Genomic DNA, 13,113 nt, shown 5'->3' with positions numbered 1-13,113 from the left:
GAGATATTGCCCATGCTACGTATCGCTAAAGAAGCTCTGACGTTTGACGACGTCCTCCTGGTTCCAGCCCACTCCACGGTTCTGCCTAACACCGCAGAGCTCGGCACTCAACTGACCAAAACCATCCGCCTGAACATCCCTATGCTGTCCGCAGCCATGGATACCGTGACCGAATCCGGCCTGGCCATCGCGCTGGCGCAGGAAGGCGGCCTGGGCTTCATCCACAAAAACATGTCCATCGAGCGCCAGGCTGAAGAAGTCAGCCGCGTGAAGAAGCATGAAAGCGGCGTAGTTACCGACCCGCAGACCGTTACCCCGTCCACCACGCTGCAGGAAGTGAAAGAGCTAACCGCGCGCAACGGCTTCGCCGGTTACCCGGTCGTTACCGAAGACAACGAGCTGGTCGGCATCATCACCGGCCGTGACGTGCGCTTCGTGACCGATCTGTCTCAGCCGGTGACTGCGGTGATGACGCCGAAAGATCGCCTGGTCACCGTGAAAGAAGGTGAAGCGCGCGACGTGGTGCTGCAGAAGATGCACGAAAAGCGCGTAGAAAAAGCGCTGGTGGTGGACGACAGTTTCCACCTGCTGGGCATGATCACCGTTAAAGACTTCCAGAAAGCGGAACGTAAGCCGAACGCCTGTAAAGACGAGCACGGCCGTCTGCGCGTGGGCGCGGCGGTCGGCGCCGGCGCCGGCAACGAAGAGCGCGTTGACGCGCTGGTGGCGGCAGGCGTTGACGTCCTGCTGATCGACTCCTCGCACGGCCACTCCGAAGGCGTGTTGCAGCGCATCCGCGAAACTCGCGCCAAATACCCGGATCTGCAGATCGTCGGCGGCAACGTCGCGACCGCAGCGGGCGCCAAAGCGCTGGCTGAAGCCGGCGTGAGCGCGGTGAAAGTGGGTATCGGCCCTGGCTCCATCTGCACCACCCGCATCGTGACTGGCGTGGGCGTACCGCAGATCACCGCCATCGCCGACGCGGTGGAAGCGCTGGAAGGCACCGGCATTCCGGTTATCGCCGACGGCGGCATCCGCTTCTCCGGCGACATCGCCAAAGCGATCGCCGCGGGCGCATCCTGCGTGATGGTCGGCTCCATGCTGGCGGGCACCGAAGAATCCCCGGGCGAAATCGAGCTGTATCAGGGCCGTTCGTTCAAATCTTACCGCGGCATGGGCTCGCTGGGCGCGATGTCCAAAGGTTCTTCCGACCGTTACTTCCAGACCGATAACGCCGCCGACAAACTGGTGCCGGAAGGTATCGAAGGCCGCGTCGCCTATAAAGGCATGCTGAAAGCCATCGTGCACCAGCAGATGGGCGGCCTGCGCTCCTGCATGGGCCTGACCGGCTGCGCCACCATCGACGATCTGCGCACCAAGGCGGAGTTCGTGCGCATCAGTGGCGCCGGCATTCAGGAAAGCCACGTGCACGACGTGACCATCACCAAAGAGTCGCCGAACTACCGCATGGGCTGATGCCTTAACCTCTCCTGAGTGAGAGGCCGGGGTGGGGCGCCAAGCCCCATCCCGAAACACACATTTTCGCTCTTTTTCTCTTGTTGCTGGAATTCGCCTCACATGACACAAAATATCCATAAGCATCGCATCCTGATACTGGACTTCGGTTCGCAATACACTCAACTGGTCGCCCGCCGCGTGCGCGAAATCGGCGTTTACTGCGAACTGTGGGCCTGGGACGTTAGCGAAGCGCAGATCCGCGAATTCAACCCAAGCGGCATCATCCTGTCCGGCGGCCCGGAAAGCACCACCGAAGCCGGCAGCCCGCGCGCCCCTGACTACGTGTTCAACGCCGGCGTGCCGGTGCTGGGCGTGTGCTACGGCATGCAGACCATGGCGATGCAGCTGGGTGGCCATGTGCAGGGTTCCAACGAACGCGAGTTCGGCTACGCGCAGGTGGAAATCGTCAAAGAGAGCGCGCTGCTGCGCGACATCGAAGACGCTATCAGCCCGGCCGGCAAACCGCTGCTGGACGTGTGGATGAGCCACGGCGACAAAGTGACCGCGATCCCGTCCGACTTCGTGACCATCGCCAGCACCGATACCTGCCCGTTCGCTATTATGGCCAACGAAGAAAAACGCTTCTACGGCGTGCAGTTCCACCCGGAAGTGACCCACACCCGCCAGGGCCAGCGCATGCTGGAGCGCTTCGTACTGGACATCTGCCAGTGTGAAGCCCTGTGGACGCCAGCCACCATCATCGAAGATGCGGTCGAGCGCATCCGCGAGCAGGTGGGTGAAGACCACGTGATCCTCGGCCTGTCCGGCGGCGTCGACTCCTCCGTGACCGCGATGCTGCTGCACCGGGCCATCGGCAAACGCCTGACCTGCGTGTTCGTCGACAACGGCCTGCTGCGCCTGAACGAAGCCAAGCAGGTGATGGAAATGTTCGGCGACCACTTCGGCCTGAACATCGTGCACGTTGAGGCGGAAAACCGCTTCCTGACCGCACTGGCGGGCGTGGACGAGCCGGAAGCCAAGCGTAAAATCATCGGTCGTGTGTTCGTTGAAGTGTTCGACGAAGAAGCCTGCAAGCAAGAGCAGGTGAAATGGCTGGCACAGGGCACCATCTACCCGGACGTGATCGAATCCGCCGCTTCCGCCACCGGCAAAGCGCACGTGATCAAATCGCACCACAACGTGGGCGGCCTGCCGAAAGAGATGAAGCTGGGCCTGGTCGAGCCGCTGAAAGAGCTGTTCAAAGACGAAGTGCGCAAGATCGGCCTGGAGCTGGGCCTGCCGTACGACATGCTGTTCCGTCACCCGTTCCCGGGCCCGGGTCTGGGCGTGCGCGTGCTGGGCGAAGTGAAGAAAGAGTACTGCGATCTGCTGCGCCGCGCCGATGCCATCTTCATCGAAGAGCTGCACAAAGCCGACCTGTACAACAAAGTCAGCCAGGCGTTCACCGTGTTCCTGCCGGTGCGTTCGGTCGGCGTGATGGGCGACGGCCGCAAATACGACTGGGTGGTCTCCCTGCGTGCGGTAGAAACCATCGACTTCATGACCGCGCACTGGGCGCACCTGCCGTATGACTTCCTCGGCCGCGTCTCCAACCGCATCATCAACGAAGTGGACGGCATCTCCCGCGTGGTGTACGACATCAGCGGCAAGCCGCCGGCGACGATTGAGTGGGAGTGATCCTGCTTTGATGTAGTAACGATAAAACGAAGCCCGCTATTGCGGGCTTTTTCATATTTACTTAGTTCTCATTTTTAGCAATTTGTTGAATCGCCAAGTACTTCATTTTTAAGGTATGGTTGGTGGTATGATTTGAGCCTATTTCTATGTTTGGGGTCTGGCACCATATCGCCATGAGCAAGCAGTTCATAGTACGAGTAGGTCAAGCCACTGAGGCATATTTTATATCTATGGTTAATTTGGAGATGAACCGAGTATTACTCTCCGGTGGCTACGAGAGAAGTCTCCTTGTCAAATATAGCCTCTCACAAACAACAAATTTACGGTTCAGAGAATGGCAATTTAGGTTTCTAGCGCATTGATTCATATGCTGCTGCACTTACCCACAATGAGCAATGCCATTTACCTCCGATCCGTGGACGACAGATCAGTACGTTACCTCTATGTAGTATGCAAAACTCCGAGGAAAAGTTATTTATGGCTAAGCCTGGCTTTGTCTGTTTGTATTGCGGGCTTAATAAGCCTAAGAGTGAAGAAAGCCTTGAGCATGCGATCCCACAATTCATGGGCGGCGAGTTTGCTCCGCAACAATATATGCTTCGTAATGTCTGCAAGCAGTGCAATAACCGGCTTGGGTTGTTCGTTGATGCTTCCTACGCAAAATCATGGTTTGTGACGAATGGCCTGAGCATTGCAGCACATCGGTTATACACGAGCCTGATCGATCAACCGATACCCTTGGTCTGTATTGGCCAGAGCAAGTTTGCCGGGCTAGTTCTTGACGAGGGGCAAGTTGCCGAGCATTGGGTTGGCCCATCAGGGGAGACGATCATCTGGCTTCGTACGGATGACAAGCGACTCCATGGTTATTCGGGTGGTAATCCTATCGACAAGAAAAAGAAGCCATCGACAGCATACTATTCCTGACGAGTCAAGACCCTATCCGCTGGGAAATCGGTATTGCCAGCTTCTTGGAAATGTTCAGATCCACCAAAGTCCGGAAAATCCTTTGTGCAAGAGTAGATGAATCAGGTGAGGGACTGCTTTCTGGTTTCGATGCTTGGTCGGTAGATGATGAGTCGAATATTAGCGTTGTCATGGCTGCCCTTAAGTCAGGAAGCGTTAGGGGGCAAATTGATGTACATGTACACTTTGATCAGCGCTTCCTTGCAAAGCTGGCAATGGGGGTGGGTTGCTCACTGTTTGGCGAGTTATATCTGGATACTGATATGGCGAAAGAGGCACGCAAGACCTGCTGGCCGAAGGATGGAGAGTCTGGACAGACACGAGGTAGCGCGACTTTGATAGCGCCAAAGAATCCATTGTTTTCTAAATTCATTGGTTACCGAGGGGCTGTCGTGTTTACTGTGGTGAACACGGGTTCCTCTTATACGCTGAGTGGCACTATTGATCAGGCTATTCCGTTTGTTGTGGAACTGGCTCCATCGACTTTGTCTAGCCCATTCATTAACTGCGAAGAGGGTTACGCATTGGTGTTGTTCCCGTCGCTTGGTAAAACCATAGAGATGACGCTGGTTGAACTGGTAGCCCATTCTTCTGGTGTAAAAAAACATCCAGAGCTGGTGGCGATCGATTCGCGTATTGAGACATCCGTCGAGTTTTGGAGCCAACTTGCTTCTCTGTGACGTATTACTGTCTGTTTTTTAATGGGAGAAAGTAAGCCATGGGTAAAACAGATTATTGTTTTTGGTCTAAATTTGGCCTATATTTAGACCTTGGTGTGATTGATAGCCTTGGGGGCACGATGAAAGTAGAGACCATCAGCTACGTTAAAAAAAACGCGGCCACGCTCGATCTCTCTGAGCCTATCTTGGTCACGCAAAATGGGGTTCCCGCCTACGTGATAGAATCCTATGAGCAGCAGCAGGAGCGGGAGAACGCCATTGCTTTGCTGAAATTGCTGACGCTGTCAGAGAAAGATAAAGCGGAAGGGCGCGTGTTCTCGAAGGAACAGCTGTTGAATGGGCTTTAAGCATTACAGTGCTCAACATTAAGGGATTGCAATGGAACAGCAGGTGACCTTTGAGTACACGCTTACGGTAAAGCACTGCATCGATACAATAGTGAACCATCTCCGTCGCGTTGATGTCGAACCGCGCCCGGTTATCGCAGATATTCTCACTCAATTTGAGAGCATCATTGGCCAGTTCCCGCAGGGATGCCAGATTTGCCCTGAGCTGCTCAAAATCGGCTGCGCAAAGTACCGGGAGTTTAATCATGCTGGCGGTTACCGGGTTTTGTATTCCGTAGACGGAAGGTTGGTAACAGCACATGCGATTTTGTCACATCGGCAGGATATCCAGCAGCTGCTGTTTAAGCGTCTGATCATGCCCTGATAGCCCGTTCGATTGCCTAATTCCTGTTTTCCGACAATGATGCGGCCTTCAATAATTGGAACAGGAGGAACCGCATCACTCGTCCTGCTCATCATACTTGCGTTGGCACTCCTGAATCGCCTCAATATTCCCCAGCGTCCAGTCGAACAGTACCGAGAACGGCCCCTGCAGGGATTTGCCAAGCGGCGTCAGCGAATACTCGACGCCAAGCACCCGCCCGTCCAACACTTTGCGATGCACCATGCCGTTGCGTTCCAGTTTGCGCAAGGTCTGGGTCAGCACGCGTTGCGTGACGCCATCCAAACGGCGCTTGATGGCGTTGAAGCGCTGCGGTTCACGCAGCACTTCCAGCACCATCATGGACCATTTATCGGCAATCTGATCGAGGACGATGCGGCTTGGGCAGTCGGCGCGGTAAACAAGGTCGGTCGTATCCATCGGTATCCTCCTGCATCCCTGGGATGCTTAAGGTGCGTAATTGACGCCAGGTATGCAAAGTATACCATTCGACACACGGCGTGAAAAACCCGCACTTGTACCCCAGGTAAAAGGACATTGAGATGACAGATACAGATTTCAGCAAGCTCAGGCTGTCTCATGCGCACGGCGTGATGACGATCGCTATCGATAACCCACCGGTAAACGTGCTTGATGTGGCGCTGATGTCGGAAATCAGCCGTTTATTGCTCGCGGTGCGTGACGATCCGGATACGCGGGTGTTGGTGTTCCAGAGCGCGAACCCAGCGTTCTTTATTGCTCACGTCGATATGACCTTGATCGATGAGCCGCACGCTTTCGACGAACTGGCGAGCAACGCGCCGGAGGGGCTAAATCCGTTCCAGGCGTTTGGCGAACTGCTGCGCAGCCAGCCGCAGGTCACTCTCGTTAAGCTGGCCGGGCTGGCGCGCGGCGGTGGCGCCGAGTTTGTGGCGGCGGCCGATATGGCTTTCGCGGCACGGGAAGCGGCGGGGCTGGCCCAGTGCGAGGCCTTGATGGGCATTACGCCCGGCGGCGGCGCGACGCAGTATCTGACGAGCCGAATGACACGCGGCCGCGCTCTGGAAGTGATCCTGGGCGCCGATCTCATCGATGCCGCTACCGCAGAACGTTATGGCTGGATTAACCGCGCCTTGCCTGCCGCCGAGCTGGATGATTTCGTCGAGCGGTTAGCGCGCAATATCGCGGCATTGCCTGCGGGGGTGATTGCGGCGGCCAAACAGGCGATGCCTGCACCGGATCTGCAGGCCGGTTTTTATCGCGAGCACGACGCCTGGGCGGGATTGTTCGCACGCCCGGCCGCGGAGCGGTTGATCCGCGGTGGGCTGAAGGCCGGTGCGCAAACCCCGGAAGGGGAGCGCAACCTTGAAGGCCTGCTGCGGCATCTTGCCCGCTAAGGCACCGCCTCGCGCTAGCCCGCCCCCCACTGCGTCAGCAGCGCATGCAGCTTGGCCGGCTCCAGCGGCTTGCGCAGCACCAGATAGCCTTCCTGCTCGGCCTCTTGCAATATCTGTGAGTTGAACTCGCCGCTGACCATCGCGCCGCTCACGTCCGGCAGGCGCTCGAACAGCGCTTTCAGGATGTCGAAACCGCTCTCGCCGGAGCGCAGGCGCTGGTCGCACAGCACGGCGAACGGCGTAAAACCGTCCTCGACAATGGCGAAGGCCTCCTCGGCGGAGGCCGCGCAGCGCACGGTGATGCCCCAGGTGCTCATCAGGCTCTCCCAGGCGGAGGTCACCAAGGGATCGTCGTCCACCACCAGGCAGGCGCCGCGCAGCGGCGCATAGCGGATAGGCGTGGCGGTGTTGTCGTAGGCGGCCGCGGTGTCCGGCGCTTTGTCTTCGCCGCTGTATTGCGTGAAGCGCATCCAGAAGCGCGAACCTTTGCCTTCGACGGAGTGCATGCCGTACTTCACCTTCATCAGCTTGGCGCAGCGCGCCACCACCGCCAGCCCCAGCCCGTGGCCGGCGCTGTCGATTTTCCACGCCAGTTCAGGGCGGTAGTAAGGGGAGAAGATTTTGCTTTTCTCTTCGTCGGCGATGCCCACGCCGGTGTCCCACACTTCCACCAGGCACTCGGCGCCGCGTGGGCGGATGGCGATCAGCACGCCGCCCTGTTGCGTATAGCGCAGGGCGTTTTGGATCAGGTTGATCAGCGATTGCCGCACCAGCAGCGGATCGCCCATCACGCTGATACGCCGTCTAGGCCGCCAGGTGCGCAGCGCCAGGGCGCGGCTGTTGGCCTCTTCGCGGAACAGGGTGACTACCGAGTCGAGCAGGGCGCCGATATCCACATGGGTGGCGGCGGTGCGCACGTTGCCGGATTCGATCTTGCTGAGATCGAGCAGTGAATTGAACATCAAATGCACCGAGCGCACGCTCTGCTGCAGATCCAGCAGCTGCGGCGTCAGGCTGTCGTCGCGGTTTTTGTGGATGATGGCTTCGATCAGAAAGCCCATGGCGTGCACCGGCTGGCGCAGATCGTGGCTGGCGGTGGTCAGAAACTGGTTCTTGTCCAGCAGCGCCTGTTCCGCTTCCTCTTTAGCCTGGCGGAACTGCTCCGCCAGGCGCGAGCTTTGTTCTTCGAGCAGCGCCTGCTGAATAAAGAACGCATGCGAGGTTAATGCGTGGCGGTAAATGGCGAAGCCGTACAGCAAGTTCAGCATCAGTACGATGAACATCACGTCTTCCAGCCGCCAGATGATGCCGAGGTTCAGCAGCCCCCAGGAGGCGAAGAAAAAGCGGGTAAAGGTGCTGATGACGGGCGTCAGGTGCGTTGCGTTGGCGGCGACGATCGCAGCGATGCTGATATTGAGCAGCAGAAAAAAGTCAAAGTTATGGGTCTGTGGGGTAATTAAATAGAGTGATGAGATCCCCAACCCGTGAATAAACGCCACCTTATTAATGCGCGGCAGCCAGCGGCGCAGCACGGTGTCTTCATCATTTTCTTTGGCCTCATGCAGGTAGCGACGATGTCCTATTCGGATCGCCACGGCGCATAGCAGGTAAACGATGATCCAGGTAATGGTTGGGCCGAGTTCATCACCCAGCAAATAAATCCAGATGGCGAACGGGATACCGACGAAAGGCACGGCGGTGAAGCTGAACACTAGCCGCATGAAGGTGTTGTCCAGCAGGCGGATCTGTGCGCGTGGGGAGATGCCATCATTTTGTAAATGTTGGAAAAACCTCATGACGACGGATCCCGTTTGCCGTGCAACAGCGTGATGGCTTCCACTCGGCTGTTGACGCCGATCTTTTTCAATATATTGCTGATATGCTCTTTGACGGTCGGCTCGGAAATAGACAGTTGCGTGGCAATTCTTTTATTTGGCAGGCCGCGCAGCATCATAGTTAATACGTCTAATTGCCTCGGCGTTAAATTGAATTTATTTAAATGGTCATGGTTGTTTTTAATGGCGGCTTCATTGCCTTCCGGGAACCATTCCTGATTGTTATTCAGCGCAAAAACCGCCCTGGCGAATAATTCTGGCGGTTCATTTTTTAACACGAACCCATGCCCGCCGGCATTGTGCACTTTCTGCCAGATATCGTTATTCTCGTCGCCGCTGACCACCAAAATCCGCACCTGCGGATAACGTTGTTTTACTTCTTTGAGTAATTTCAACGCCGTACCGGAAGAGAGCCAAAAATCAATCACCAGTAAACGCGGTGGGCCATTTTCCCTAATATGGCGGTAGTAATTCTCTTCATTGGTCACCACATGCGCCTGTTTGAATCGGCAATGCGTGCTGAGAAAATTGGCAATGCCGCTTGCTACCAATGGATGGTCATCAACGACCAACGCATAATCCTGCCCCAAAGGATTCTCCTTTCGCCTTCAAATATCAGATAGGTCTGATGAATTATTATCAACCCTCCCTACTTTAGGAGGGTTTTTTCGTTTAGGAAAGGGAAATATATTATTCGAGGATTTGGATAAGAGAAAACATAAAGCTAATCGGTAATTTTAACTGATTGGTTATAAAGGATAATTTATGAAGAAACCACTTATCGCTTTAACCGTTACGATGATGATAGCCGGTTGTTCCACCCTGAAAACCGATCAGGCCATTCCATTACTGCAGGCGGAAACCGCCAAAATGCTGGGCCTGGGCTCATCGGACGAAATTACCGTGACCAATGTCAATGGCGCACAGCCAGATGCGCTGGGCGGCCAAAAACTTTCTTATCGCGCCACCACGGAAAAAGGCCGTATTTTTGATTGCTCGTCGCTGATGATGCCGGGAATTTTAGGTTCGTCGCCGTCGCTGAGCGCGCCGACCTGTACGCCGGTGGTCACGCATAAATAATTCGCTTCGGGGGCGGTATTGCCGCTTCCTGGTTTTCCATCGTCGGAGCGTCAGCGCCGGGGGGCAATAAGCTTTTGCTTCGACGATCACTAAACCGGCGTGCGCGAAATAACGCCTCACACCTCCTCTAGTGTATTGAGTTTTCCTATAACAATAAATTTCGCGACATCACGCTAACGAGTACGGAGATAGCCCGTGAATGACAAGACATCGCACCCTTTAGCGGTTAGTACACCGCTTTCCAAACTTTACCTCGCTCTATTTTCTGCGCCGCTGTTGATGCTGGCGCCCGCCGATATCGCTCGTGCAGACGATGCCATTTTTGACGGCGAATCAAAAATTACCGAATCATTGGCCTACACCGGGGACGTTTACGTCGGCCGCAATCAAAGCGGCAACCTGCTGATCGAGAATGGCAAGATCAGCGCCTATAACATCAATATCGGCCGGATGTTCAACGGCCAAATTCATGAGAGCGTAGTCACGGTCCGCGGGCCGAACGCCGAGCTGAACGCGGTGAACGATCAGTTCGTGCTGCGTGGCGGCCTGAATCTGGGGCGGGGCACCTTGCGGGTTGAAGACGGCGCGCTGGCCAGCGCGAAAGAGATCGTGGTCGGCACCACCCGCGGCTACGACAGCCACCTGATCGCCACCGGCGCCGGTTCTCGCGTCACCAGCAATTTTCTCAGCGTCGGCACCGACTTAGGGGCACGATCCACGCTGGCGATTGAAGACGGCGCGGTGCTGAACACCGCCTTTGACGCGCGCATCGGTAATGGCAGCGGGCCGGGCGAGACCGATACGCTAAGCCCGAAAGCCACGGTCATGGGGGCCAATTCCCAATGGAACGTTGGCCGCGCGCTCACGCTTTACGGCGATCTGGACGTGCTGAACGGAGGCGCGGTCAACGTCGGTAATATTCAGGTGGCGGGCGTCTCCGGCGCGCGTAAAACCGCCGAGCTGACGATCGCCGGCAACGGCTCACGGTTTACCAGCGGCAGCAGCGTCAACGTCGGCGATTACGGCAATGGCGTGTTGGCGGTCATGGACGGCGGCACATTCTCCGCCGGCGGCAACGACGTGGTGCTGGGCAAGACCGGTTCCGGTTCTAACCGCGGCGCGCTGATTATCGGCAGCCGCGGCAACATGGATACCGGCACCGGGTTGACCGAGCCGACGCTCGGCGCGGCGGGCGCTGCAGGCACTATCGATGCCCAGACGGCGATCGCCCTGCGGGGCGGATTGTTCCGCAGCTATGTGTACTTTAACCATACCGACGGCAATTACGTCTTCAGCAACAAGATGAGCGGCGAAGGCGAGGTGATCAACACCGCCGGGCACACGACGCTGAACGGCGATCTCACTGGGCTGCAGGCAAACGTCACCGCGCGCGGCGGTAAGCTCATCATCGCCAGCGACATCAACACCCAGAAAGAAGACGATATCTTCGAGATCCAAACTCTCAGCGCCGAGAACGGCGGCACGCTGATCCTCAATGCGACGGCGGGTACCGACGTCAATAACGGGCTGGGCTACAGCAGCGCCGCGTCGATCAAGGCCGGCGGCACGCTGGGCGGTAATGGCACGCTGGGCCAGACCGAGATCCTGTCCGGCGGCCATATCTCGCCCGGCGACGGCAATATCGGCACGCTGACGCTGAAACGCTACCTGAACTTTATCGGCGAATCCTTCTATGACGTCGATATCGCCGGCGACGGCCGCAGCGATCAACTGCTGGTGGCGGGCAAAACCACCATCAGCGATCAGGCCAAGGTGCAGGTTACGGCGCTGGATCCGCAAACCAGCTATAAAACCGGCCAAAGCTACCGCATTCTGACCTCGGACGGCGGCATTGACGGCCAGTTCGCGTCGGCGGTTTCCAAGTCCGCCTTCCTCGATGTGGCGTTGAACCACAGCGCCAACGCCGTGGATCTGACCATCGCGCAGAAAGACACGGGCGGTGAAAACCCTGGCGGCGAGAACCCGGGTGGGGAAAACCCAGGCGGTGAGAATCCAGGGGGCGAGAATCCAGGCGGCGAGAATCCGGGCGGAGAAAACCCAGGCGGTGAAAATCCGGGGGGCGAGAATCCAGGCAGCGGCAAACCGGGCATTTTCCAAACGGTGGCCGAGAGCGGCAACCAGTGGAATACCGCTGGCGCGCTCTCGACGCTGGCGCAGAGCGGCCCTTCGCTGGCGCTGTATAACTCGCTGCTGCTACTGAGCGCGCCGGAAGCGCGCGAGGCGTTCAATCAGCTGTCCGGTGAAGTCTATCCGTCGATGCAGTCTAACCTGATCGCCGGCAGCACCCAGCTGTTCAGCGTGCTGAACCAGCGCATGCTGCGCCTGTTCGACAATGACAGCCTGCCGATACCGCCGTTGGCGATGTCGCTGGTGCAACCGGCGCAGGCGCAAAACAGCGGCGTTTGGGGGCAAACCTTCAGTTCCTGGGGCAAAAACAGCGGCAACGGCAACGTGGGCAAGCTGGATGGCAACACCACCGGCTTCCTGTTGGGCGCGGATCGCAAGCTGGCGGACCATAACGTGCGCATCGGCGGCTACTTTGGTTACAGCCGCGGCGACTACGACGTCGACAGCCGCCGTTCCAAGGCCGATACCGACAACTACCACCTCGGCCTGTATGCGGCGGGGCAGCAGGATGCGTTCTCGCTGCGCGGCGCGCTGGGTTACACCTGGCACAAGATTGAAGGCAAGCGCAACGTCGATTTCAGCGGCTTCTCGGATCGGCTGAAGTCGGATTATGACGCGAACTCGCTGCTGGCGTTCACCGAAGCGGGTTACCGTTTCGGCCAGCCGGAGATGAACGTCGAACCGTTCATCAACCTGAGCTACATCCGCCTGCATACCGACAGCTTCCAGGAGTCGGGTGGCGCGGCGGCGCTGAGCGTGCGCAATGAAACGATGAACACCTTCTACTCTACGCTCGGGGTGCGCGGCGTGACCGAACTGCCGAAGAACGTCAGCCTTTACGGCTCGCTCGGCTGGCAGCACGCCTACGGCGATAAGAACACTTCATCGCGCATGGCGTTTGCCGGCAGCGACGCGTTCGTCACGCAGGGCCAGGCCGTGGATGACAACGTGATGGTGGGCGATATCGGTGTGAGCGTGAAACTGTCGCACGCCGCGACGCTGGATGTCGGCTATCAGGGGCAATTTGGCGCCGATACTCGCGTTAATTCGGTCAACGCCAACCTGCGCTGGTCGTTCTGATTTTTTCCTCCAGACTTCTCTGGTACTTGCAGGCCCGCTTGATGCGGGCCTTTTTTATGGTGA

General features: G+C 57.5%; 12 protein-coding genes. 9 read left to right on the top strand and 3 right to left on the bottom strand.

The genetic code is table 11. From position 1 onward, the window contains the following. Positions 1–12: 12 nt before the first annotated feature. The 6 genes from guaB to ACSJLU_RS18635 all read left to right on the top strand — a co-directional run bounded on the left by guaB (position 13) and on the right by ACSJLU_RS18635 (position 5,513). Positions 13–1,476: an IMP dehydrogenase gene (gene guaB, locus ACSJLU_RS18660; RefSeq protein WP_038629838.1), complete on the top strand. Its 1,464-nt coding sequence runs from the start codon at positions 13–15 to the stop codon at positions 1,474–1,476. Positions 1,477–1,578: 102 nt separating this feature from the next. Beyond that, positions 1,579–3,156, top strand: a complete 1,578-nt coding sequence (guaA, locus tag ACSJLU_RS18655) for a glutamine-hydrolyzing GMP synthase (protein WP_043138057.1) — start codon at positions 1,579–1,581, stop codon at positions 3,154–3,156. 477 nt (positions 3,157–3,633) lie between these two features. After that, complete coding sequence (locus tag ACSJLU_RS18650) at positions 3,634–4,083, top strand: HNH endonuclease (protein ID WP_439041019.1); 450 nt, start codon at positions 3,634–3,636, stop codon at positions 4,081–4,083. Positions 4,084–4,133: 50 nt separating this feature from the next. Further along, complete coding sequence (locus ACSJLU_RS18645; RefSeq protein WP_439041018.1) at positions 4,134–4,802, top strand: hypothetical protein; 669 nt, start codon at positions 4,134–4,136, stop codon at positions 4,800–4,802. A gap of 119 nt (positions 4,803–4,921) precedes the next feature. After that, positions 4,922–5,149, top strand: a complete 228-nt coding sequence (locus ACSJLU_RS18640) for a type II toxin-antitoxin system Phd/YefM family antitoxin (RefSeq protein ID WP_025303897.1) — start codon at positions 4,922–4,924, stop codon at positions 5,147–5,149. Between the two features lie 31 nt (positions 5,150–5,180). After that, positions 5,181–5,513 (top strand): type II toxin-antitoxin system RelE/ParE family toxin, encoded by a 333-nt coding sequence (locus ACSJLU_RS18635; protein WP_025303896.1) that lies wholly within the window; start codon positions 5,181–5,183, stop codon positions 5,511–5,513. A gap of 75 nt (positions 5,514–5,588) precedes the next feature. Here ACSJLU_RS18635 and ACSJLU_RS18630 read toward each other — a convergent pair whose 3' ends face one another. Further along, positions 5,589–5,951: a winged helix-turn-helix transcriptional regulator gene (locus ACSJLU_RS18630; RefSeq protein WP_089196169.1), complete on the bottom strand. Its 363-nt coding sequence runs from the start codon at positions 5,949–5,951 to the stop codon at positions 5,589–5,591. Between the two features lie 122 nt (positions 5,952–6,073). Between ACSJLU_RS18630 and ACSJLU_RS18625 the strand changes: the two genes are divergently transcribed. Further along, complete coding sequence (locus tag ACSJLU_RS18625; RefSeq protein ID WP_025303894.1) at positions 6,074–6,907, top strand: enoyl-CoA hydratase/isomerase family protein; 834 nt, start codon at positions 6,074–6,076, stop codon at positions 6,905–6,907. 14 nt (positions 6,908–6,921) lie between these two features. On the opposite strand, the gene ACSJLU_RS18620 is transcribed toward ACSJLU_RS18625, so the two are convergent. Together ACSJLU_RS18620 and ACSJLU_RS18615 are read right to left on the bottom strand one after the other, a co-directional pair. Then, a complete protein-coding gene (locus tag ACSJLU_RS18620; RefSeq protein ID WP_265527388.1) occupies positions 6,922–8,703 on the bottom strand; it encodes a hybrid sensor histidine kinase/response regulator in 1,782 nt (593 codons plus the stop codon). Then, positions 8,700–9,332, bottom strand: coding sequence for a response regulator transcription factor (locus tag ACSJLU_RS18615; RefSeq protein WP_167324519.1), 633 nt, complete (start codon positions 9,330–9,332; stop codon positions 8,700–8,702). Before ACSJLU_RS18615 ends, ACSJLU_RS18620 begins: the two co-directional genes overlap by 4 nt. Before the next feature lie 175 nt (positions 9,333–9,507). On the opposite strand from ACSJLU_RS18615, the gene ACSJLU_RS18610 reads away from it, so the two are divergent. Further along, complete coding sequence (locus ACSJLU_RS18610) at positions 9,508–9,822, top strand: hypothetical protein (protein WP_025303891.1); 315 nt, start codon at positions 9,508–9,510, stop codon at positions 9,820–9,822. A 195-nt stretch (positions 9,823–10,017) separates the two neighbouring features. Continuing rightward, positions 10,018–13,050 carry an autotransporter outer membrane beta-barrel domain-containing protein gene (locus ACSJLU_RS18605; protein ID WP_380826093.1) on the top strand — a complete coding sequence of 1,011 codons (3,033 nt, stop codon included), beginning with the start codon at positions 10,018–10,020 and terminating at the stop codon, positions 13,048–13,050. Positions 13,051–13,113 lie beyond the last annotated feature (63 nt).

It is taken from the genome of Serratia bockelmannii (assembly GCF_051803255.1).
Classification (GTDB): Bacteria; Pseudomonadota; Gammaproteobacteria; order Enterobacterales; family Enterobacteriaceae; genus Serratia; species Serratia bockelmannii.
Note: the sequence above shows the minus strand (reverse complement) of the source record. Positions and strands in the feature narration are given on the sequence as shown.

What these genes read in the sequence shown, in the direction of transcription:
- ACSJLU_RS18645 (WP_439041018.1), top strand. Translation starts at nt 4,134, where the DNA reads ATGTTCAGATCCACCAAAGTCCGGAAAATCCTTTGTGCAAGAGTAGAT.
- ACSJLU_RS18620 (WP_265527388.1), bottom strand. Translation starts at nt 8,703, where the DNA reads ATGAGGTTTTTCCAACATTTACAAAATGATGGCATCTCCCCACGCGCA.
- guaA (WP_043138057.1), top strand. Translation starts at nt 1,579, where the DNA reads ATGACACAAAATATCCATAAGCATCGCATCCTGATACTGGACTTCGGT.
- ACSJLU_RS18610 (WP_025303891.1), top strand. Translation starts at nt 9,508, where the DNA reads ATGAAGAAACCACTTATCGCTTTAACCGTTACGATGATGATAGCCGGT.
- ACSJLU_RS18625 (WP_025303894.1), top strand. Translation starts at nt 6,074, where the DNA reads ATGACAGATACAGATTTCAGCAAGCTCAGGCTGTCTCATGCGCACGGC.
- ACSJLU_RS18630 (WP_089196169.1), bottom strand. Translation starts at nt 5,951, where the DNA reads ATGGATACGACCGACCTTGTTTACCGCGCCGACTGCCCAAGCCGCATC.
- guaB (WP_038629838.1), top strand. Translation starts at nt 13, where the DNA reads ATGCTACGTATCGCTAAAGAAGCTCTGACGTTTGACGACGTCCTCCTG.
- ACSJLU_RS18635 (WP_025303896.1), top strand. Translation starts at nt 5,181, where the DNA reads ATGGAACAGCAGGTGACCTTTGAGTACACGCTTACGGTAAAGCACTGC.
- ACSJLU_RS18640 (WP_025303897.1), top strand. Translation starts at nt 4,922, where the DNA reads ATGAAAGTAGAGACCATCAGCTACGTTAAAAAAAACGCGGCCACGCTC.
- ACSJLU_RS18650 (WP_439041019.1), top strand. Translation starts at nt 3,634, where the DNA reads ATGGCTAAGCCTGGCTTTGTCTGTTTGTATTGCGGGCTTAATAAGCCT.